Annotated in this window: 24 protein-coding genes and 2 tRNA genes; 17 read left to right on the top strand and 9 right to left on the bottom strand. The window is 65.9% G+C overall.

Translation table 11 applies throughout. The features are described 5' to 3' along the window. Positions 1-53 precede the first annotated feature (53 nt). On the top strand, positions 54-458 hold the full coding sequence (locus tag U4E84_RS04415; protein WP_322530885.1) for a hypothetical protein: 405 nt from the start codon (positions 54-56) through the stop codon (positions 456-458). Positions 459-563: 105 nt separating this feature from the next. On the opposite strand, the gene U4E84_RS04410 is transcribed toward U4E84_RS04415, so the two are convergent. The 3 genes from U4E84_RS04410 to U4E84_RS04400 form a co-directional block, all read right to left on the bottom strand. Beyond that, a complete protein-coding gene (locus U4E84_RS04410) occupies positions 564-1484 on the bottom strand; it encodes a bifunctional methylenetetrahydrofolate dehydrogenase/methenyltetrahydrofolate cyclohydrolase (protein ID WP_322530884.1) in 921 nt (306 codons plus the stop codon). Positions 1485-1591: 107 nt separating this feature from the next. Then, a complete protein-coding gene (locus U4E84_RS04405) occupies positions 1592-2383 on the bottom strand; it encodes an aldo/keto reductase (protein WP_322530883.1) in 792 nt (263 codons plus the stop codon). 99 nt (positions 2384-2482) lie between these two features. Further along, on the bottom strand, positions 2483-3172 hold the full coding sequence (locus U4E84_RS04400) for an HAD family hydrolase (RefSeq protein WP_322530882.1): 690 nt from the start codon (positions 3170-3172) through the stop codon (positions 2483-2485). 161 nt (positions 3173-3333) lie between these two features. On the opposite strand from U4E84_RS04400, the gene U4E84_RS04395 reads away from it, so the two are divergent. After that, positions 3334-4473, top strand: coding sequence for a CBS domain-containing protein (locus tag U4E84_RS04395; protein ID WP_322530881.1), 1140 nt, complete (start codon positions 3334-3336; stop codon positions 4471-4473). A 160-nt stretch (positions 4474-4633) separates the two neighbouring features. On the opposite strand, the gene radB is transcribed toward U4E84_RS04395, so the two are convergent. Beyond that, positions 4634-5335, bottom strand: coding sequence for a DNA repair and recombination protein RadB (radB, locus tag U4E84_RS04390; protein ID WP_322530880.1), 702 nt, complete (start codon positions 5333-5335; stop codon positions 4634-4636). Positions 5336-5518: 183 nt separating this feature from the next. Further along, positions 5519-5725 (bottom strand): cold-shock protein, encoded by a 207-nt coding sequence (locus U4E84_RS04385; protein WP_008000225.1) that lies wholly within the window; start codon positions 5723-5725, stop codon positions 5519-5521. A gap of 187 nt (positions 5726-5912) precedes the next feature. Between U4E84_RS04385 and U4E84_RS04380 the strand changes: the two genes are divergently transcribed. The 6 genes from U4E84_RS04380 to U4E84_RS04355 all read left to right on the top strand — a co-directional run bounded on the left by U4E84_RS04380 (position 5913) and on the right by U4E84_RS04355 (position 10456). Next, complete coding sequence (locus tag U4E84_RS04380) at positions 5913-6608, top strand: SCO family protein (protein WP_322530879.1); 696 nt, start codon at positions 5913-5915, stop codon at positions 6606-6608. Then, complete coding sequence (locus U4E84_RS04375; protein ID WP_322530878.1) at positions 6605-7150, top strand: TlpA disulfide reductase family protein; 546 nt, start codon at positions 6605-6607, stop codon at positions 7148-7150. The genes U4E84_RS04380 and U4E84_RS04375 overlap by 4 nt, the downstream gene beginning before the upstream one ends. After that, complete coding sequence (locus U4E84_RS04370; RefSeq protein WP_322530877.1) at positions 7147-7812, top strand: cytochrome c biogenesis protein CcdA; 666 nt, start codon at positions 7147-7149, stop codon at positions 7810-7812. The genes U4E84_RS04375 and U4E84_RS04370 overlap by 4 nt, the downstream gene beginning before the upstream one ends. Positions 7813-7895: 83 nt before the next feature. Then, positions 7896-8069 (top strand): hypothetical protein, encoded by a 174-nt coding sequence (locus U4E84_RS04365; protein WP_322530876.1) that lies wholly within the window; start codon positions 7896-7898, stop codon positions 8067-8069. Next, on the top strand, positions 8066-8914 hold the full coding sequence (locus tag U4E84_RS04360) for a glycerophosphodiester phosphodiesterase (protein ID WP_322530875.1): 849 nt from the start codon (positions 8066-8068) through the stop codon (positions 8912-8914). The genes U4E84_RS04365 and U4E84_RS04360 overlap by 4 nt, the downstream gene beginning before the upstream one ends. 129 nt (positions 8915-9043) lie before the next feature. Next, positions 9044-10456: an NAD(P)/FAD-dependent oxidoreductase gene (locus tag U4E84_RS04355; protein ID WP_322530874.1), complete on the top strand. Its 1413-nt coding sequence runs from the start codon at positions 9044-9046 to the stop codon at positions 10454-10456. Positions 10457-10482: 26 nt separating this feature from the next. On the opposite strand, the gene U4E84_RS04350 is transcribed toward U4E84_RS04355, so the two are convergent. After that, positions 10483-11619: a M24 family metallopeptidase gene (locus U4E84_RS04350; protein ID WP_322530873.1), complete on the bottom strand. Its 1137-nt coding sequence runs from the start codon at positions 11617-11619 to the stop codon at positions 10483-10485. 204 nt (positions 11620-11823) lie between these two features. Here U4E84_RS04350 and U4E84_RS04345 point away from each other — a divergent pair. Further along, positions 11824-11898, top strand: a tRNA-Val gene (locus tag U4E84_RS04345). A gap of 358 nt (positions 11899-12256) precedes the next feature. Further along, positions 12257-12820, top strand: coding sequence for an OsmC family protein (locus U4E84_RS04340; protein WP_322530872.1), 564 nt, complete (start codon positions 12257-12259; stop codon positions 12818-12820). Positions 12821-13397: 577 nt separating this feature from the next. Here the strand turns inward: U4E84_RS04340 and U4E84_RS04335 are convergent. Further along, positions 13398-14138, bottom strand: a complete 741-nt coding sequence (locus tag U4E84_RS04335; protein WP_322530871.1) for a ferritin-like domain-containing protein — start codon at positions 14136-14138, stop codon at positions 13398-13400. Between the two features lie 470 nt (positions 14139-14608). On the opposite strand from U4E84_RS04335, the gene phoU reads away from it, so the two are divergent. The 5 genes from phoU to U4E84_RS04310 all read left to right on the top strand — a co-directional run bounded on the left by phoU (position 14609) and on the right by U4E84_RS04310 (position 16990). Beyond that, positions 14609-15283, top strand: a complete 675-nt coding sequence (gene phoU, locus U4E84_RS04330) for a phosphate signaling complex protein PhoU (protein WP_322530870.1) — start codon at positions 14609-14611, stop codon at positions 15281-15283. Positions 15284-15346: 63 nt separating this feature from the next. Beyond that, positions 15347-15745, top strand: coding sequence for a thioesterase family protein (locus U4E84_RS04325; RefSeq protein ID WP_322530869.1), 399 nt, complete (start codon positions 15347-15349; stop codon positions 15743-15745). 89 nt (positions 15746-15834) lie between these two features. After that, complete coding sequence (locus U4E84_RS04320; RefSeq protein ID WP_322530868.1) at positions 15835-16074, top strand: glutaredoxin; 240 nt, start codon at positions 15835-15837, stop codon at positions 16072-16074. Next, the gene (locus U4E84_RS04315) at positions 16071-16604 is read left to right on the top strand and encodes a cob(I)yrinic acid a,c-diamide adenosyltransferase (protein WP_322530867.1); all 534 of its coding nucleotides are present in this window, start codon (positions 16071-16073) and stop codon (positions 16602-16604) included. Before U4E84_RS04320 ends, U4E84_RS04315 begins: the two co-directional genes overlap by 4 nt. A gap of 110 nt (positions 16605-16714) precedes the next feature. Next, positions 16715-16990 (top strand): hypothetical protein, encoded by a 276-nt coding sequence (locus U4E84_RS04310; protein ID WP_322530866.1) that lies wholly within the window; start codon positions 16715-16717, stop codon positions 16988-16990. Positions 16991-17001: 11 nt separating this feature from the next. On the opposite strand, the gene U4E84_RS04305 is transcribed toward U4E84_RS04310, so the two are convergent. Continuing rightward, positions 17002-17517, bottom strand: coding sequence for a hypothetical protein (locus U4E84_RS04305; protein ID WP_322530865.1), 516 nt, complete (start codon positions 17515-17517; stop codon positions 17002-17004). 81 nt (positions 17518-17598) lie between these two features. Between U4E84_RS04305 and U4E84_RS04300 the strand changes: the two genes are divergently transcribed. After that, positions 17599-17673: transfer RNA gene (locus U4E84_RS04300), tRNA-Val, on the top strand. Between the two features lie 410 nt (positions 17674-18083). Next, the gene (locus U4E84_RS04295; RefSeq protein ID WP_322530864.1) at positions 18084-19100 is read left to right on the top strand and encodes a phage integrase SAM-like domain-containing protein; all 1017 of its coding nucleotides are present in this window, start codon (positions 18084-18086) and stop codon (positions 19098-19100) included. 34 nt (positions 19101-19134) lie between these two features. Here the strand turns inward: U4E84_RS04295 and U4E84_RS04290 are convergent, their stop codons facing one another. Beyond that, entirely contained in the window at positions 19135-19929 is a 795-nt protein-coding gene (locus U4E84_RS04290) for a hypothetical protein (RefSeq protein WP_322530863.1), read from the bottom strand. Positions 19930-21643: the final 1714 nt, after the last annotated feature.

Raw genomic sequence — 21643 nt, 5'->3', positions numbered from 1 at the left:
ATCTGACTTCTAACAGTGGGGACGGAGCATCGAGGGGACGATGGGTTCGATCTATGGTACAAAAAGAGTTCAACCGCCGAAAGTTCGTTAGCGTCGTGGGTGCGGCCGGGATAATCGGTATCGCCGGCTGTTCGGACGACCCCGAAGCGCCTTCGGACGACGACGAAACCGACTCCGAGGACGAAACCGACGAAACCGACTCCGAGGACGAAACCGACGAAACCGACTCCGAGGACGAAACCGACTCCGAGGACGAAACCGACTCCGAAGACACCAACGAAACCGACGACGAAACTGACTCCGAAGACACCAACGAAACCGACTCCGAAGACACCGACGAAACCGACGACGAAACTGACTCCGAAGACACCAACGAAACCGACGACACCAACGAAACAGGCACCGATAACGAAACTGACACCAACGAATCCGACGACACCAACGAAACCGACGAGTGACCGACGCGGCAGCGAGGAACGCGTTGGAATCGAGAGTATTTTTCCAGGTGGAGATCTCGCTTCTCGGGGGAACACCTAATCCGATCCGAACGACGGTCCGTTATCTCAGTCCAGATCGATCTGGACGTCGCGCTGGAGCGCGGCCGCCTTCACCGTGTTGTAGAGGAGCATCGCGCGCGTCATCGGTCCGACGCCGCCGGGGACCGGGGTGATCGCCCCCGCGACCTCCGCCGCCGACTCGTAGTCGACGTCGCCGACCAGCTCGTATCCCTTCTCCGTGTCCGCGTCGACGCGGTTGATGCCCACGTCGATCACGGTCGCGCCGTCTTTCAGCATCGAACCGTCGAGGAACTCCGGCACCCCGACGGCGGCGATCACGACGTCCGCGTCCGCGAGCTTCCCCGCTAGGTCCTCGGTCCGGGAGTGACAGACGGTCGTGGTCGCGTTCCCGGTCGGCCCCTTCTGGATCAGGAGGTTCGCCATCGGCTTCCCGACGATGTCGGACCGGCCGACGACGACCGCGTCCGCGCCCTCGGTCTCCACGTCGTACGCCGCGAGGAGCTTCTGCACGCCGTGGGGGGTGCAGGGCTTGAAGCGAGCGTCGCCCGCCACGAGCCGCCCGACGTTCTCCGGGTGGAAGCCGTCCACGTCCTTCTCGGGAGCGATCCGCCGGAGGACGGTCCGCTTGTCGACGTGGTCGGGGACGGGCAACTGGACGAGGATGCCGTGGACGTCGTCGCGCTCGTTGAGCTCGTCGATGGTCCCGTACAGCTCCTCGGCCGGCGCGTCGGCGTCAATCTCGACGTGGACGCTCTCGATACCCACCTCCTCGCAGTCGCGCTGTTTCATCGAGACGTACGTCTCGCTGGCGGGGTCGTCGCTCATCAGCACGGTGGCGAGCCCCGGCGTCACGCCCGCCGATCCCAGCGTCTCGACGTGTGCGGCCACGTCGGCGCGCACGTCGCCCGCGACGGCCTCGCCGTCGATGATCGTCGGCGCGTCCGCGTCGGCGGTGTTCTCGGTCATACCGGAAGCGAGGAGGCGGCGACACAAAAGTGACGCGGGATCGTGTCGATCTGGAACTCTCAATCGCTTATAATATACACGATCCTGTACTACTCCGGCGGCAGGCGTTACTCCGGGAACAGCTCCTCCTCGTGCTCGACCGCGTCGATGGAGGCGATCTCCGCGTCGGTCAGCTCCAGCCCTGCGGCCGCGAGGTTCGCACAGAGGTGCGCCTCGCTCGACGCCTTCGGGATCGCCACGACCGGTTCCTTCGCGGTCGCCCACGCGATCGCGACGCTCTCGGGCGTCGCGTCGTGCGCCTCCGCGACGGCGCGGACGGCGTCGACCTCGCGCACCCGCCCGCCGGCCAGCGGCGAGTACGCGACCACGGTGTAGCCGTGTTCGCGGGCGTGTTCCAAGAGCTCGGGCCGGTAGAACAGCGGGTGAAGCTCGGTCTGGTGGGCCGCGAGCGGCGCGTCGAGGACCTGGATCGCGCGGTCCAGTTGGGCCGGCTCGAAGTTCGAGACGCCGACGTTCCGCACGAGCCCTTCCTCTCTCAACCGGTCGAGCGCGGGCAGCGTCGTCTCCGGGTCGTAGTCGCCTCGCGGGCGGTGGACGTACAGCAGATCCAGCGTCTCGACGCCGAGCCGGTCGGCGCTCTCGCGGGCGGCGGGACCGACCTCGTCGGGGCCGAGGTCGTCGATCCACAGCTTCGTCGCGACGGTCACGTCGTCGCGGCTCACGCCGTCGCGAGCCGCGTCGTTCGCGGTGAGTCCGGCGGCGAGCCCCCCGCCGACGACGTCCTCGTTGTCGTAGATGCGCGCGGTGTCGAGGTGGCGGTAGCCGACCGCGAGCGCGGCCGCGATCGCGTCGGGGTCGTCGATCCCCATCGTTCCGAGGCCGACGGGCGGGAGGTGCATGCGTCGTCCTGCGTGCGACCGAGACAAAAAGCGTCCGGCTCCGCGGACCGACGCCCACGACCGGTCATCCGCGCCCGGAATCACGGGCGCCCGCGTCGGTCACGACCGATCGTCCGCGTCCGGATGCACGGGCGCTCGGCCGCAGATGCTGACGAGGTCGTGGAGGTCGTCTATCTCGTAGGTCGGCTGGCAGGAGAGCTCGGCAGAGCGCCGGTGCGGGCGCCGGACGAACGCGGAGTCGACACCGGCGTTGTCGGCGGCGAGCACGTCGGACTCGTTGTCGCCGACGAACAGCGCCGTCTCCGCGCCGAGGTCCTCTAAGACGCGTTCGAGGTAGTACGGCGAGGGCTTCTTGCGCGAGAGGCTGGCGATCGACGGCTGCCGGCCGTACGCCACCTCGAACCGTCCCGCGAGCCCGAAGTGATCGAGGATCGCGTCCACGGTCGCCTGCTGGTTCGAGGAGACGACGGCGAGCGGGGCGTCGAGGTAGCGGAGCGCGTCGACGTCCTCGTACGGCGTCTTCCGCCCCTTTCGGGCGGCGTCGATCTGGGCGGTCGCGGCGGTCTCGTCGCGCACGCGCCAGAACTCCCCCGGGTCCATCCCGTAGCGCTCGCAGATGTCGGTCAGCGTCGCGGGGTCGACGCCGATCGCGACATCGTCGACGTGGGCCAGGTCGGGGTCGTCGACGCCGAGGCTCACGAACGCGTCCCAGGCGGCCTCCCGGAGCGTGTCGAACGGGGTCCGCCCGACGAGCACCCCGTCTTTGTCGAGGACGACGGCGTCGTACACGGAGCCACCTCCGTCGGTAACCGGCAAAAAGGTTTCACACGTACCGCTCGTCTCCCGACGAATAGGCGTTCAGGCGGACGCGGCGCCGTGCGGGCGATCTCAGCGACGGGTACGCCTCCCGCACTTTCAATACCCGGCACGTCGAAGATTCACGCTGGACTATGAACATTGTTGATATTGCGATGACGGAGTACGTCGAGGTGGACGTCGACGAGCGACTCGCCAAGGTCCGATCTATCTTCGAGCGCGAGAACCCGAAAGGGATCGTCGTCACCGACGACGGCGAGTACGTCGGCGTGGTCGGGGAGAAACAGCTCATGCGCTCGCGCATGGAGGACGACACGAAGGTGTCGGCCGTGATGAAGCCCGCACCCTCCGTCGACCGGCACGAGGACGTCAGGGAGACCGCGCGGCTCCTCGTCGAGGGCGACGTGAAGATCGCGCCCGTCTACGAGGGGGAGAAGCTCTACGGGATCGTCACGGTCGACCAGATCCTCGAGGCCGTCCTCGACAGTCTCGACGCGATCACCGTGGGCCAGATCGCCACCGAGGACGTCATCGGAATCAGCGAGAAGGACAGCGTCGGGCGCGCGATCAACCGCCTCCGCGAGAACGGGATCTCCCGGCTCCCGGCGCTCGACGAGGACGGACAGCTGGTCGGCGTCGTCACCACCAACGACATCGTCGAGTTCGTCGTCCGCGACCAGGAGCGACAGGGCAGCGGCGACCGCGCCGGCGACATCGACCGGATGCTCGACATCCCCGTCTACGACATCATGTCGAGCCCCGTCGTCACCGCGACCGCGGACGAGACCGCTCAGCGCGCCGTTCAGCGCATGTTCGACAACGAGGTCTCCGGACTGGTCGTCACGCCGAAGGACGCCGACACCGTCGCCGGGATGGTGACGAAGACCGACGTGCTCCGCGCGCTCACGTTCACCGAACAGGACTCGATGGACGTCCAGATCACGAACGTCGACCTCCTCGATACGACCCCGCGCGAGCACATCGTCGAGTCGATCGAGCAGGTCTCCGACAAGTACGCCGACATGCACGTCATCCACGCGCACGTGCGGTTCCACGCGCACAAGGAGAAGCTCCGCGGCACGCCGCTGATCCAGTGTCAGATCCGCCTCCGGACCAACGAGGGACAGGTCGGCGGCTCCGGCGAGGGGTACGGCGCCGAGCACGCCTTCCACGTCGCGCTCGACAAGCTGGAGCGCAACGTCCTGGAGATCAAAGGCGTCAACGCCGACGAGGAGTACCGCGGCCAGTTGCTCCGCAAGCTCGGCGAGCTGTGAGCCGGGAGGCAGCCTAGCCCACGCCCGACGACTCCGACCGCTCCCGTACTCCGTTTTCACGGGACCCGACTCGGCTCCCGTCTCGACTTCCGGTCGCGGTCGCGCGTTCCGTTTCTGACGTCGACTCGCTCCCGACGCGGCTCGTTCGGAACCCGGTCTCCTACGCGTCCGCGCCCTCTGCAAGGCCGTCGGCGACGATCCGGAAGGTCGCGGTGTCGCCGGCGGGCCTCGAGCGGTGCTTCTCCAGTGTCACGCGCCGGTTCCCGCCGCGGTAGCGGTCCACGCGGAGGACGGCGCCGGTCCAGTGGTTGAGCGTGTTGCCGCCGAGCGCGCGGTCGCGGTCGCTGTCGGGGTCGGTGAACACCTGGTTCGTGATCACGACGGCGACGTCGTGTCGGCGGGCCAGCGAGAGGAGGTGCGTCACCTGCTTTGCGACCGCCCGGAGCGACTCGCCGCCCTCGGTGTCGCCGGCGCGCTCCAAGCGGTAGAACCCGGTCGCCGAGTCCAACACGATCAGCTCGATCTCTCCCGCGAGCTCCTCGGCGTCGCGAACAGCCTCCCGCTGGTCGTCGAAGTCGTACGCCTCGGTGATCACCAGCCGCGACGCGAGCTCCGCGACCGTCTCGTCGAGGTCGTCGGCCCGTCCTCCGGCGATCTGCTCGAACCGCTCGATCGAGAGCCCCTCGGTGTCGATGTAGAGGGCGCGGTCGCCGGCGGCGGCGACCTCGACCGCGGCCGCGAGCGCGAGGTTCGTCTTTCCGGCCGCCGGGGGACCGTACACCTGCGTGACGACGCCGCGCTCGAACCCTCCGCCCAGCAGGTCGTCGACCGGTCGACAGCCGGTCGGGATCGGATCGCTCACTGTGAACCCGGTCGCTCTCGCTCGTATTTAAACGGTCGATCGCGGCGCTAGACGACCGTCATCGAGTGGCCGAGCGCGTCGCTCGCGAAGTAGAATAAGCGTGAAAGAACGGAACGGTCGCCGATCCCGACGAGCGGCGACGGTCCGGTGGTGCGCGCGGACGCGGCGTCCGCGATAGAATCGTTAGTTGCGCGTCAGGTTCGTCGCGCGGGGGCCCTTGGGCGAGGACTCGATGTCGAACTCGACCTCCTGGCCCTCCTCGAGGTCCGGACCGCCGACGTCTTCCATGTGGAAGAACACGTCCTCGTCGTCGTCCACGCCGTCGTCGTCAGTCGAAATGAAACCGTAGCCGCCAGTGTCGTTGAAGAAGTCAACCTTACCGTTTGCCATTACGAACAAATGTACATCCCATTCGGGGATAACCCTTGCGAGGGTCGTGGTACCACGACGGTTCCGGACGCCGGTTCCGGGGCGTCGCCCCGTCACGTCTCGCCTGCCGTTCCGTCTCGCCTGTGTTCACCGCGTGCAACCAGGCGCGAGATTCATTTACGAGGGCCCACGAAGGGCGAGTAGACACATGGATCGCCGCACCTATCTCCGCTCGTTCACCGCCGCGACCGGCGTCACCGCTGCCACCACAGTCGCCGGTTGTCTCGGCGCGCTCGGGGACTCGGGCGCAGAAGGGACGGTTCTCGACCCGCCGGAGCAGGACCTCAGCGAGGCCTCCCACCCGAGTTACGGCGACGAGATGCCCGATTTCACCGTCCCCGACCCCATCGCAGACGAGGACGTGTCGGTCGGCGACTTCAAGGGCGAGCGCGCCGTGCTGTGGACCTCCTTCTACACGAACTGTCCCGACGGCGTCTGTCCGGCGCTCATCCTCCGGCTCCGTCGGGCACAGGAGGTCGCCGCCGAGGAAGGGTACGCGGACGAGGCCGCGTTCCTCCCGATCACGTTCGACCCCGAACGCGACACCGCCGACGCGCTCCGCGAGTACGCCGACGAACAGAGCGTCGACCTCGACGCCGGCAACTGGCACTTCCTCCGCCCTGAGAGCTACGAGCGGGGCCAAGAGCTCTTGGACGAACACTTCGGGCTCAAGATCGAGAAGGAAGAGGCCGACGAGTACGAGGACCTAGAGTACCAGTTCCCCCACTACGGGCTGATCGTCCTCGCGAACAAGGACGGGATCGTCGAGCGGGCGTACCCGAACGGGCCGGAGGTCGACACCGAGCGTCTCGTCGACGACTTCGAACGGGTGGTCACCGCGTGAGGCGCCGCCACCTCCTCGCAGGACTCGCCAGCGCGGGCGCGCTCGGCGGCGCCGGAGTCGTCGCGTCGGGACGCACGCCCGACGCGCTCGGCGGCGACGACGGCCCCGAGCCAGTCGATCCGGTGACGCTCGACACCGTCGAGGCGCGGGGGAGCCGCGACGGCGAGGTGACGCTCCCGGCCACCGACCGACCGACGTTCATCGACTTCTTCGCGACGTGGTGTAAGCCCTGCATCGAGCAGATGCCCGACCTCGTCGAGGCACACGATCGGCTCGGCGAGGAGGTGCTGTTCGTCTCGGTGACCCCCGAGGACGTCGGCGGCGCGGTCAGCGAGGCGACGGTCGCCGACTGGTGGCGCGAACACGACGGGAACTGGCTCGTCGCGGCCGACGTCTCGGCCGAGCTCGCGGCCCAACTCAACGTCGGCGGCTACCCGAGCGCGCGCGCCGTCGACGCGACGGGGCGCGTCCGCTGGGAGACGTCCGGGACCCACACGACGGAGGAGTTCGTCGAGGGCATCGAGAGCGCTCTCGACCGATGACCGACGTCTCGCTCGCGACGAACGTCCCGTTCGCGCTCACCGCGGGCGTCGCGACGTTCTTCTCGCCGTGCGCGTACCCCCTGCTGCCAGGGTACGTCGGCTTCTACGTGAACTCCGTCGACGCCGACACGGCGTCGGTGACCGGAGCGGGAGTGCGTGGCCTCGCGGCCGCGGTCGGCGTGCTGGCGACGTTCACGCTGCTCGCGGGCGCGACGGTCCGGGTCGGGCAGTCGGCGCTCTCGAACGTCACCGTCTTCGAGACGCTCGTCGGCGGGCTGCTCGTCGCTTTCGGGCTGCTCGTGGTCGTCGGGCGGGCGCCCTCGCTGTCCGTCTCGCTGCCGGAGCGGCGGTCGAGCGTGCTCGGGTTCGGGCTGTTCGGCGCCGGCTACGCGCTCGCGGGGGCCGGCTGCGTCGCGCCCATCTTCCTCGCCGTCGTCGCTCGCGCCGTCGCGCTCCCCGACGACGCCGCGCTCCTGGTCCTCTCCGTGTACGCCGGCGTCGTCGCGGTCCTGATGGCCGCGACGACCGTCGCGACGGGCGTGGGGCTGGTCAGCAACGCCAACCGCGTGATGGCCCACGCGGGGACGTTGAAGCGGCTCGCGGGCGCCGTGATGGTCGTCGCCGGCGTCGGCCAGCTGTACCTCTCGCTCGTCGTCTACTGACGGTCCCCGTCTCGACCCCTGTCGCGTCGACACTCGTCCGTCTGGCCGACGCCTATTTCACCCGTCGCGGCGAGTCTCGATCGATGGACGAGCGCGTCGACGCCGCCGACGAGTCGAAGGCGGGGCGAGCCGCCGCGAGCGAGACGCGCACGGGGCGCGCCGACGAGCGCGACGAGGCGGGTGTGCTCGCGCGCGTCAGACGCGTGATCTCAGAGGCGGTGAGCGTCGTCGTCGACGCCGTCCTCGACGCGATATGACCGACCCGAGACTCTTCGCCCACCGCGGGTTCGCGGGCGAGGCCCCGGAGAACACCGTCGCGGCGGCCGAGTGGGTCGCCGGGGACGTCGACCCGACGACCGCGGCCGTGTCGCCGAGGCGCCGAGCCGACTGGATCGAGGTCGACGTCGTGCCCACCGCCGACGGCGACGTGGTCGTCTTCCACGACGCCGATCTCTCCGGTCGCGACGGCCGCGGGCTCACCGACGCGACGGGGCTCGTCTGGGAGACGGACACGGCGACCGTCACCGACGCGGAGGTGCTCGACAGCGGAGAGACGGTCCCGCTCCTCGTCGACGTGCTCGACGCGATTCCGCCGGACGTCGGCGTGAACGTCGAGCTCAAGAACCCCGGCCGTCGCGACCTCCGCCCCGACGAGAAGCTCGCGGGCGACGCCCTCGCGGAGCGGACCGCGGTCTGGCGCCCGTTCGTCGAGCGCGTGCTGGCGGTCACCGAGGGGTTCGGGCACGACCTCCTGTTCTCGTCGTTCTGCGAGGGAGCGCTCGCGGCGGTCCGAGAGCTGTCGTCGCTTCCCGTCGCCCCGCTGGTGTCCGAGTCGGTCGCGGACGGACTCGCGATCGCCCGCGAGCACGACGCGGCCGCGATCCACCCGCCGATCGACGCGGTTCGCGGCACGCCGTTCTTCGACGCGGAGCGGTTCGGCGGCTCCTGGGACGGCGACAGCTCGGACCCCCTCGGGGTCGCACACGCGGAGGGGCGCGCGGTGAACGTCTGGACCGTCGAGACGTGGTACGAGGCCGACCGGCTCGCGGCGGCCGGCGTCGACGGGATCGTCGCGGACTACTCCGCGGTGCTTCGGGAGTGACGTCGACCACACGTCGGGCTCGCGATCGGTGCTCGGCCGTCGAACCGCGGGACCGCTACCGCCTCGTTCGGAGACGCCGCCGCGGTCCGGGACCGTGAATTTAATAGCCGGACGGCTATCTCACGGGGTATGGAACGCGTAGACGTCGCGATCGTCGGAGGCGGTCCGGCCGGCGCGTCCGCAGCGCACGCGGCCGCGACCGCCGGCGCCGACGCGCTCGTCCTCGAGAGGGGCGTCCCCCGGGCCGACCGCGATCGGCTCGGTCCCGACTCGACGGACGCGGCGGGGATCTTGGACTACTGGGTCGACATCATGGGGATCCACCCCGACGAGTTCGACGACGGCGTCGTCCAGCGGGAGTTAAACCGTGCCGAGTTCCGCGGCCCCGACGAGGCCGCGACGCTCACCGCCACCGGCATCGATTCGTCGTACGACAAGTTCGGGTACACCTTCCACCGCGCCCGCTTCGACGACTGGCTCCGCGACCGGGCCGAGGACGCCGGGGCGGAGTACCGCGTCGGCGCGTCCGTCCGCGGCGTCGACACCGACCTGTCGGTCGACCCGAGCGGCGGCGGGGCGGAGAGCGCCGGCGGGAGCGACCCCCGTCACACCCTCGAGCTCGCGTCCGGCGACGCGATCGGGGCGGACTTCGTCGTCCTCGCGGACGGTCCACAGCGCACGGTGACGAACCGGGTGCTCGACGAGTACCTCCCCGCGGACGCGGCGGCCTCGGAGCGGCTCGCCTCTCGGACGGCGAACCACATCGCCTACCAGGAGTACCGCCGCGTCCCGGAAGCGGTGTACGAGGAGGTCGACGAAGCGCTCGTCTTCTGGTGGGGCGTGATGCCCGGCGAGACGGCGTACCCGTGGATATTCCCGAACGACGACCGCGTCTGCCGGATCGGGCTGACGATGCCGATCGGCCTCGATATCGACGAGTTCGACCGAGAGGCCTACGCGCTCCTCGATACGGACGACGAGTCGATCCCGCGGGGCGGCGAGTACGTCCGGCGACTTCTGGAGTGGCAGTACGGCGACGAGTACGACGTGGAGACGGACTTTCCGATCGTCGAGGACGCGGGAAAGCGGAACGGAACGGAGACGTACCCGATCTCCTCGACGCGACCGATCGACTCGCCGACGGACGCCGGTATCGCGGTCGTCGGCGGCGCGATGGGGACGACCTCCGCCTTCCACGAGGGCGGCGACCACGTCGCGGTCCGGACCGGCGCCATCGCCGGGGAACTGGCCGCCGCGGGCGACCTGACCCCCTACAACCGGCGCTGGAAGGAGGCGATCGGCGACGAGATCGTCCGCAACGTGACGATGGCGGACATGGTCGCCGACTACGACCCGGACGACTGGAACCGGATCATCGGCGCGGCCGACGCGATGCTAGCCGCGGAGGCCGGCGACGGCCTCCTCTCGCAGCCGTACCGCTCCGGCTGGGAGTCGGTGAAACTGCTGCTCGGCTACAAGTGGAACAAGCGCCGGGTGAAGAAGGACTACGTCGGCATCGACGAGAGCGAGTACGTGTACTGACGGGGCCACCCTGACCCCGCGGTAGCCTATCGGATCACAGGCGCCGTCAGCTCCCGCGGTTCGGTCGGGACGCCGTCGACGTCGACCGGCTCGACCTCGTGAGTCGGCCACTGGCCCGTCTTGGTGAGCGTCTCGGTCCGGTCGGCCGCGACGAGGTGAGTGTCCTCGCTTTTCGCCCCCTGCACCGTCGGGTTCCACGCGTAGCCCATCGGCCGCCGGACCGGCTCGTCGCCGTCCGGCATGGCGATCCACTCGCGGCCCGCGAACCCCGCGGCGCCGCCCTGGTGGTGTTTCCGCCACTCGTCGGCGAAGCCGACGGCGTCGTACGCTTCGCGGATCGCGTCGAAGACGTCGCCGGCGGTGTCGGGGACGTCGTCCGCCCCGTCGCCCCCGTCAGTCAGTTCGCCCGCCGCCGCGGCCTCGGTCGCCGCGAGCGCGGTCGCCTCGACGCGGGCCGCCGCGCGGTGGCGCTCCTCCAGCCAGTCGGGGGCGTCGAAGGCGACGGTCCGCGTCATGGAGGCGTAGAGGCCGGCCCGCTCGGCGGTGACCGAGACGAGCGCGTAGTCGCCGAGCGTCGCGTCGCTCGGCGTGTAGTGACGGAACCGTTCCGCGCGCTCCGCGCCGCCCACGAGCACGACCGGGGTGTCGACGTCGCGGGAGGCGAGCGAGATGTCGATCCCGGCGGCGACCTCGTACTCCGGGTCCTCGGGTTCGAGGTTGCGGCAGACGGTCTCGACGGCGGCCGCGACCTCGCGGCCCAGTTCGCGGTAGCGCTCGACGTCGTCGTCGGTGAGCGGCTGGCGCAGGCGGCTCCCGTCGACGCGCTCGAAGCCCGGCACGTCGAAGTCGGCGGCGCCCGGCGCGGGCGAGCGCTCCGCGACGGCCTCGGCCAGCGAGTCGGCGTGCCACGGGAACGACTCGACGGCGACCGCGTCGGGCAGCTCCTCCTCGGCGAGCCGCTCCGCTTCGATGTTGTCGGTGATCACGCGGAGGGCACCGTCGTAGCCGGCGGCGGCGACCCCCACGTCGGCGTCCGCGTCGACGACGTTGTCGCCGCCGGTGAGCCACGCGAACCCGTTCGGCCTGGCGAACCACACCGCTTCGAGTCCGCGCTCCTCGAGGTACGCGTCGAGCCTCTCTGTGCGGGCGGCGAAATCGACCATATCGATCGACTCTCGCCAATCCAGTAAAAGCGGTCGAAAGCCGACCGCGAGCACGGCGGCGCGGTGGATCGACTCGTCACCGTGGCGCGCTATCGCCGCGTGCGAGCGGGTCCGATCGGGAGACCGCACCATGGCGTCGGGGTTCGAAACGAAAGGTTCAATTACGTCCCCCGGGTACGACGAAACGCGACAGTAAGCCCCCTCGGGTTGGTAGTCTAGTCCGGTTATGACACCTCCTTGACATGGAGGAGGCCGGCAGTTCAAATCTGCCCCAACCCACTTCTCTCGACAACTGCGTTCGATAGAGGCCGGCATCCGCGCCGAGCACCGCGAGGCGCGGGCTCGAACGGCGCAGTCGGCGAGCGGAGCGAGCCGAACCGCCGTTCGGTGGTTCAAATCTGCCCCAACCCACTAACTTATAAGTGAAAATCGCTGGACGGCGAGAGAGATTTATAGCGTCGGAGCGAGGGCAGGTATGAGTACCGCTGCGGAATCCGAGAAGTCTACTTCGCCACGATCGAAACGGGAGCGTCGACGAGAATCGGGCACCTATTCGTGACAAAACGCAACGCAAGAAATCGCGTCCGCTAATATGGCTTTATTCTCTCAGCTGTCCAATGGAGATCGGTGATCCGAAATGGCTACTACCGAGCGACAGACGGTGAACGGTGTCGACGTCGCTGCGCTTGAAGGCGCAGTCGAAGCGATCGGCGAGGATTCCGACGTCGGAATGTTCACGTTCCGGGCCGAGACCCGTTGGGAGGACGCACTCAAGTCCGTGACGACGATCGACGAGTTTGATCAGGCGGGCGAAACCGTTCACACTCGTGAGTTCACACTCCGAGGTGACGAGCCCGAACAGATCCTCGGAGAGCGAACCGGCCCGAACGCCGTCGAACTCCTCCTCGGGGCGCTCGGCTCGTGTCTGAGCGTCGGCTACGCGGCGAACGCGGCTCACATGGGAATCGAACTCGACGGTCTCCGCTTCGAGATGGCGGGCGACGTCGATCTCCGCGGCTTCCTCGGTCTCTCCGAGGACGTCCGTCCCGGCTACGAGTCGATCGACTGCACGGTCTACGTGGACGCCGACGCTTCCGAGGCTGAACTGACCGAACTGCGCGAGCGTGTCGAGAAGACCTCGCCGCTGGTGGACGTGATCGCGAACCAGGTCCCCCTCGACATCCGCCTCGTCGCGGATTGAACACCTCTCTTTTTGTGAGGAACCCCTGCGATCGGTTCGAGACTCCACGTACATCGCCGTATTCAGCACGGCTCGTCGATCCGTCACCCAAGTCGGGAATCCCAAACGGACGAGCGATGGTTTGGGTGGACCTATTCGCCCATCTCACCGGGAGCGTGTCGTGCGTCGGCAGTCAGTGAGACGAACCCGACGAAGCCGTCGTCGCGTCCACAGCGACAGCTCCGCGGAGTACGCGACGAGTACTCCACGAGAATACGCCTCTTCGCCGTACGCCCGACGATCCCTCTTGGACTCACTCACTCAGACTCCGCGGGCGGGAGTCTCGAGACTGCGCCGACGTCGAGCACGCTCGGTCAACCGAGCAAAACGGAACCTTCCAACCGAGACGGAAGCGGTATCGTCGGGGCCGGGTCGTGTGTTCAGGACAAGCGGCTGTCGGCGTCAACGGGGGCGATCGCCGGCGATACGGGAGACGGGGCGGGAGTAGCCGCTCCGTCTCCGTCTCTCTCGCTGCTCCGTCGGGATGCCGTGTTGGCGTCGTCGGGAGCGTCGTCGTCACCGGCGTTGGCGTCGGTCTCTATTCGTCGTCTTCCTGCTCCTCGTCGTCTTCCTGCTCCTCGTCATCCTCCTGTTCCTCGTCGCCCTCCTGTTCCATGTCGACGACGTACGGCGCGACGAGCTCCTCGATTTCCGACCGGGAGCGCGGCGCGTCGACCACGTCCGGGAACCCCGTCTCGCCGTTGAGCGTCCGCAGGAACGAGGCGTGGCGGGCTTCGACGCTGTGGATGCCGAGCGCCGGGACGAGGATCTCCTCGTTCTCGATGTAGGGCGCGGCGCCGGCGTACGCTGAGACTCCGACGTCCTCGAGCTGCGCGGCCGTTCCGAGGAACGCCATGGGATACTCCACCGCCATCCCGAAGTCGAACTCCGGCTCCTCGACGGGCTCCCCGTCGAGTTCCTCGATCGCGTCCTGGAGGGCCTCGACGTGGGCCTCCTCGTGGGCCTGTATCGTCTCGAGCTCTTCGTAGGCCCGCTCGCGGAGCGGGTCGTCCTCGCCGCCGAACGCTCTGCAGCTACACAGGTCCTCCTCGTCGATGTTCTCCAGCCCTTCCGCGTAGAAGCGCGCTTCGAGGTACTCTAGCGTGAGAGCGAAGTTGAGGATGTCGACGTCGTCTTCGAACTCGTTATCGACCGGCTCCGCTTCCTCGCCTTCACCCTCCTCGCCATCTTCCTCCTCGTCGTCCGACTGGGCGGCCGTGGACCCAGCGAACCCGCTCCCGAGCGCCAACCCACCGAGCGCACCGGCCGATCCGATCACGAACTGTCGCCTCGTGTTATTCCCCGTACTGTCCGCCCGTCGTTCGCCGTCGTCTTCGTTCGAATTTACCACAATCCACCGCTTGGCAGTGTCGCACTTTGTTATAGATCGGGAATTTTTCCTCCCGTCGATCTTACAAATGGAAGCGTGGCGCGGTACCGATTCGACCGGGATTGCGATCGTCTCCACGCCGTCTCCCGGTATGCCGGACGCATTTGCAGTAATTCCGCCGTATGTGTCCCACCGATTCGACCCGGATACGGTCGACATCAGGCCGTTTCTCGGTATGCAAGACACGTTGTAGAGTAACTCCGCCGTACGTGTGCACCCGTCCACGGGGTTCGTGCGGAGTGCATCGTTCGACGCGACGGCTCCACCCGCTAGCGCGACTTTCAGTCGCCCCGAGAGTCGGTGACCGCGCGATCGGCGACGTGTTTTTGTACGTCCGGAGAGGCGGATACGCCAAGACGATGCCACGCGAACAGTACCAGACGAAACTGGAGGATCTCCGCGACGACGTGCTCTACATGAGCGAGGTGGTCGCTGAGCGCCTTCGGATGGGTCTCGACGCCTTAGAACAGCAGGACGGCGAGCTGGGCGAGGAGGTCATCACCGGCGACGCCGAGATCAACGACCTCTACCTCGAGCTAGAGGGCGAATGTACCGACCTTATCGCGCTCCAGCAGCCGGTGGCGGGGGACTTGCGGTTCATCGCGGCCTCGTTCAAGATCATCACCGACCTCGAACGGATCGCGGACCTCGCGACGAATCTCGGCGGGTACGCGAAGCGGGCCGACCGCGAGGTGTTCCCCGACGTCGACGTCCAGCGCATCGGCGACGATACGCTGGCGATGTTGGAAGACGCCATGGAGGCGTACGCGCAGTCCGACCCCGAGCTGTGTCACGCCGTCGCCGAGGCCGACGACGAACTCGACGCCGCTTGCGAGGCCGCGAGCGAGCTCGTCGTCCGCGACCTCATCGAGCGCGACGAGCTCCGCGAGGAGACCGACGTGGAGGGGACGATGCGGAACGTCTCGCGGCTGCTCCTCACGATCCGCGACCTCGAACGCGTCGGCGACCACGCCGTCAACATCGCCGCCCGGTCGCTGTACATGATCGAGAACGACGACGAGCTGCTGTACTGACGGGTGCGGCCGGTCCTCGACCGATCTCGACGCCTACATACCGTCTCCCGCGGAGGATCCGACATGAGCACTTACACGACCGAGATCGACGTCCGCTTCCGCGACATCGACGCGATGGGTCACGTCAACAACGCCGTCTACGCGACGTACGTCGAACAGGCCCGGACCGAGTACTTCCGCGACGTCCTCGGCGCCGACCTCTCCCGGGTGTCGACGGTGTTGGCGTCGCTCTCGCTGGACTTCCGCCGGCCGGTCGAGCTGACGGACGGGTCGGTCGCGATCGATCTCGACGTCGCCGATATCGGGCGCTCCAGCGTGACGATGACCCACGAGATCCGCGTCGACGACACGGTCGCGGCCGAAGGCGAGGCGACGCTCGTCAGCCTCGACCCCGACTCCGGTGCGCCTGCGCCGGTCCCGTCGGCGTTCCGCGGGGAGATGGAGTCGTACCACGGCCTGTAGCGTCTCGCGGGCTCCGAGCGACGGTTCGATCGCGGAGGATCAATCGCCGACACCGTACCTTCTTGCCGCCGCGTGCCGATCGGTGGGACATGGCAGTCCGACTCTACGCGCTCGACGGGTGTCCGTGGTGTGAGAAGGTGTCCGACGCGCTCGACGACGCCGGGATCGAGTACGAGACCGCATGGGTCGACGCGCTCCACTCCGACCGCGACGAGGTGAAGCGGGTCAGCGGTCAGCGCGGCGTCCCCGTTCTGGTCGACGAGGAGCGCGGCGTGACGATGGCCGAGAGCGCGAACATCCTAGCGTACGTCGAGAGCACCCTCGCATGACGATCTACACCGGCCGCGGCGACCAGGGAGAGACGGACCTGCGAGACATGAGTCGCGTGTCGAAGTCCAGCCCGCGGATCGAGGCCTACGGGACCGTCGACGAGGCGAACGCGCTGATCGGGACGGTGCGCCCGACCGGTCACGACGACCTCGACGGCCTCTTGGAGACGGTTCAGAACCACCTCCACGTGGTACAGGCGGACCTCGCGAACCCGGACCCGGATCCAGACGACCCGCAGGTGGAGCCCAGGCTGGTCGAGACCCTCGAAGAGCGGATCGACGCCTTCGACGAGGAGTTGGAGCCGCTCACCTCGTTCATCCTGCCCGGCGGGGGCGAGTCAGGCGCGCGCCTCCACCACGCCCGGACCGTGACGCGCCGCGCCGAGCGCCGAGTCGTCGCGCTCGCGCGATCGGAGCCGATCAACGAAGCGGTCGTCACCTACCTCAACCGTCTTTCTGACCTGTTGTTCACGCTCGGGCGGGTCGCGAACGCGCGCGACGGCGAGCCCGAAGAGTCGCCCTCGTACTGAGAGTCGTCCTCGTACTGACAGTCGCCTTCGTTTTCCCATCCCGCGAGCGACCGCGCTCGGTCCGCCGTCTCGCCACAAAGAATATATCCGTTGCCTTCTAAAGGACAGATATGAGCAAACACTTCGAAGACGCACGGTACTACCTCGGTCGCGCGGCGGAGCACGCGAAAGCGGGCGTGAAAGAGGAGCTGGAGCCGGTCGAGGCCCGCGTGAAGGAACTCGTCGGTGTCGGCGAGGAAGAGGAGCCGGAGTCGTCGCGGCTGGACCGCCTTCAGACCGATCTGAAGCGGATCGAGGAGCGCGCGGAGGGGGAGGCCCGTGAGGCGGTCGCCTCGGCTCGGGCGCGCGTGAAGGAGTACCGCGGCCACGACGCCGCAGAGGAGTAGTTCCCGGTCTCTTAGTTTTCCACGGCCGCCGCCCCGGTAGCGACCCGCTCTTCGGCCGGCACCACGACGTATTCGATCCCCTCCAGCTCGAACAGCGCCCGCGTGCGCTCGATTCCGGTCTCGGCGTCGACGTCGCTCGCCCGGTAGTGGCGGACCGGGTGGCGGATCCAGGAGGGCTCCCAGTGGGCGTACACGTCGGTCGTCGAGCCGGTCGGGCCGACGAACAGCGCGAGGTGGAGCTGGAAGTCGCTCTTGAGTGCTCCGTCCGGGTACCGTACCCAGCTGGCGACCGACGTCTCCGGCGGGGTCGCGTAGTCGCGAAACTTCAGCGAGGAGACGAGGTTGCGGACGAACCCGAGCCGGTGAAGGCGCGCCTCGACGATCGGGTACGGCTCGCGGAGCGTGAGCGCGTACTGGTCGCGAGGCGTCTCCCGCTCGGCGTACAGGCCGATCGCCGACAGCGGGAGGTGCAAGAGGCTCGCGACGGTCCGGCGCACGCGTTCGAGGAATCGAAGCTCGTGAGTCATGGGTGGTCCGGCGAGGCGTCGTCGACTGGGGTTTCGACAAAGTAACCCTTAAGTCCCGAGGTCGGATACCTCGACACGAGCGGGTTGGTGGTCTAGCCAGGTTATGACGGCTCCTTCACACGGAGCAGGTCGGCGGTTCGAATCCGCCCCAACCCATTCTTGCGCACGCGATCTTGAAGGTCCACGAAGCGCACACTGATACTGTTGAAACCGGGGTTTTCACTTCCAGGGAGCCGCGACTGCTTTTGAATCCGTTATCGAGACCGACGATACTGTCCTGCACCCCAGGCACGTCTACGCATTTTGTTGAAGGAGGATATAAATATGCGGCTGAATCTATGCCCCTCTTATTTTGAACAGGTATCTCAATGACAATTGAGAGTGTTGGCTTCCAAGGACTATTTTCGCACTTGAAAGCCTGCAGCGCCCATTTGGAATAAACTCTCTTAGCATCCAACAGACGTAGAGGCTTCGCTTAAGTCAGTCTGTCTGTTGATGCGGGTGAGTTGAAGTCCCGACAACTTGCGCCCCGTTCTCGGCCGGTGTTCGCTAGAGCCAAACGAACCATGGAAGACATCGAACCTACCGAAGCCGTCAGGATGTATTTGGCAGACAAGCAACCCGAACTCGCTCAATCAACGATCTATTCTCATCGGTCGCGCCTCTCACACTTCACTGAGTGGTGCGCTGGCGAGGGAGACATCAAGTTACTTTCTGAACTTGATCCGATCGACTGTCACCGGTACAAGCAGTGGAGACGTGACGAGCACGACATTAACAACGTCACGCTCAAAACCCAGCTGGATACGCTCCGCGTATTCTTGAGGTGGGCAGACGAGACGATCGATGCCGCGAAGAACGATATCAGTGAGGCAGTCCTCTCACCGGCACTCTCCGACGGGGATAACGAGCGGGATGTGATGCTTGACCCGGAAGCCGCGCAAGCGATCCTCGATTACCTGGAAAAGTACGGATACGCGAGCAACGACCACGTCACGATGCTGTTACTGTGGCGGTGTATCCTCCGCCGCGGATCACTCCGCGCCCTCGATCTCCGTGACTGTGAACTCGACACTGACAACCCAGTACTGGACGTCCAACATCGACCAGCCAGCGGAACACCGTTGAAGAACCAGGGCGAGGGAGAACGTGTTATCGCCCTCGCACCTGGGGTGCGCGAGACTGTCAACGACTTCATCGACACGAACCGCGATGACGTTACGGACGACGGACGCAAACCGCTGATAACGACCGTTCACGGCCGCCCGCACGTTCAGACGATTCAGGCGACAGCGTACGCCTGCACGCGCCCCTGTGCTGTCGGGAACGAGTGGCCACACGACCGCGACCCAGAAGCGTGTGATGCCGCGAAAGACCGCCAGTTAGCGTACGAGTGCCCGTCGTCGGTGTCACCGCACGCGATTCGGCGTGGTGCGATTACGCACTGGTTGCAGAACGATGTCCCGCAACCGGCGGTCAGTTCACGAGCGGACGTGCAGTCGGATACGCTCGATAAGCATTATGACCAGAGAACGGAACGACAGAAGGCAGAGCAGCGGAGGAAGTACTTAGATCAGGTGTAGGGACGTGGGCAAGGGCAGGCACCCCCCGGCACGCTCACTCCCCCGTATCTTCTTTTGTTAACCCGTAACGATCCGGGCGCTCCTCAATCGCCCGCGAAATCGTGCGCGGCGACGCATCCAGCCTCTCAGCAGCCTGTCGGCGCGACAACCCGTCCGGCGAATCGTCCAGCACCATCGCCAGCACCGCGCGCACCTCGTCGAAATTCTCCCCCGGCACCACTTCACCATCATCGTAGGTGAACCCCAACGACGCGCGCCCACGGTCCTGCGAGAAGCCACCAGTCCACGCTTGCACGTCCCGCATCTCAGCCTCACGCTGCAGTTCCAACCCAGTCTCATCGAGACCGTACAACACCGTCAGAACCGTGCCAACGTTCTCGTCATTCACATCGAATCCCCGTGAGACGATATGTACCGTTATCCCAGCATCAGTAGCCTCTCGAATCCGATCGGAAATCACGCCGGGTGACTGGCCGAACACGCTGAAGTTGTAAACGAAGAGGTGAGGAATGTCGTCACGTAACGCAACCTGAATCGCACCGTCAGCATTACTGCCGTCTTGTGCGCACGACCATGACACCCAACCCGGTCCAACGCGAGCTGGGTTCTGGTCAGCCTCATTATCGACTACACGACGGACGATCTTACTTCTCTCCGTTGCGCCAACACCCGCATCAGCAACAGTATCTGCTGCCGCGAGGACCTCGCGCAGATGAGATTCTTGCAGGCTCAGAGTAGCCGCGCGAGTCAACGCGATGAACGATTCACTGTCATTCTCTTCGCTATTCACCTCCGGTTCAACGACATCTGTAATCTCTAACTGTGTCATCTTATTCTACGGTTAAAATTTCTGCGCGTGGTGGTATAAGGTTTCGCGGGGGGTTTTCGCGGGCATAGTTCAACACGTTCGCAGAAACCCCCTGCGGAAAGAAAACACCGGCGCGAAATCCCCCCGCGAAAGTAGAACCCCGACTGCAGAAACCCCCCGCAGAAACCAATCCACTACCCCATATCAGAAAATTGAGTATTGAAACCATCGCGCAGCTTCTAAGAGCTTTAGAACCTGCGCCAAGTGAGCTGTGGTCGTGAAATGCGTTTGGCGCAGGTCTATACCGGCCGATTTCGTCCGAAGAGGGTGTTTGGTGTAGTAGGGGTGGGGGATTTACCCCTCAAGAGAGTGATACGTTTGCCACTGGGGCGGGTATCCGCTCACACGCCGGTAGGCTCCACCGGGAGAAGGTGTTACGGGATGCACTGTAGCGATTCACAAAGGAGCGTTACGCGAATCAATGCAAAATAACGGAATCAGTCATCCGGCGAGAAATCACCGCGAATCGAGCCACGGTAGCTAAGGTGGGTATAAGACCGTGGCAAGCGATCTAAGGCGGTAACTGGCGTTTGCCACGGTTCTATATCGGCCGATTTCATCCAAAGATGGGTGTTGATGTAGATGGGATCTACCCTGGCAGCGACGCAGTCAGTGGTGTGCTCAAGCGCCGGTAGGCTCCGAGGGGGTGTCGGTTCCCCCTTGGGGTGCCGGCGGACGATCGTAGGCCGGGGTGACCAGTCAAAACTCGACTCGTGGCTGGGTGGCGACGACGGGCGGGGTGCCTTGATGCGCGATGGATTGTCAATCGATGCCAGCTCACACGCCGTATGGCTTAATCGAACAAGCGCTGATACCTGGGGTACAGGTAGGCAACCACGCCCAAGGGTGCCAGTCACGACCGCGACCGTGTAGGGTAACAACGACGCCGAGTAACAACCGGCGGTACTGTTCTTGTCAACGTTCACAATCGCGCCAACCACATTAGGAGCTCTACAATCCACCACACGACGACGCACAGCCACGCGTCCCCACGCAGGGACGAGACGCTCAACACGCTCACGGCGACGACAGGACCCACACGACCGCGAGTGCAATGCAGTGCAGGTGTGACCGTCAGTGACCGTGTAGTGGTGGTGAAGGCAATCGACCCTTCACAGGAGACTCACTACACGACACATGCGAGCGTAGCCGACGCGCCCTCTTCGCACCAACGATCCAAATGACCCGATTTACACAATCTCACACGCGATTCACAGAGATTTACGTCACAGTGTCAAACGATAATCGAAATACGGCGGAAGGGTGAAGGCAGATTTTACAGATTTTACGTCTCTCAGATAAGGGGAGGTATACATAGAGATGCCTCTACAGAACCACCGAGAGCCCGGGGGAGAGAGAGTCTCGCGCATACCCATCTAAATGAAAAGTGTAAAACCCGTAAAATCTGTAAAACAACACTCTAAACCACTCCATTGAGTCGTGTAGCGCCTGATTTCGTTTTACACTCTCAGTCAAGTGGATGTAAAATCGGTTGAAGATTTGTAAAATCGTCGGAGCAGGTGAAGGGGGTCAAGTCAACGGTGGATGGGCGTCGGTATGGATTATTCGGATCTTCGCCCGTAATCTCATTAATATATCTACCGATGACTACCTGGGTGAGGATTGTAGTCATTGAGTAGAGCGGGTTTAACGCTCGAATCCTATATCCACTAAA

Source organism: Halorubrum sp. AD140, assembly GCF_034497445.1.
GTDB lineage: Archaea > Halobacteriota > Halobacteria > Halobacteriales > Haloferacaceae > Halorubrum.
The sequence above is the reverse complement of the archived record's forward strand: the minus strand, read 5'-3'. Positions and strand labels throughout refer to the sequence as shown.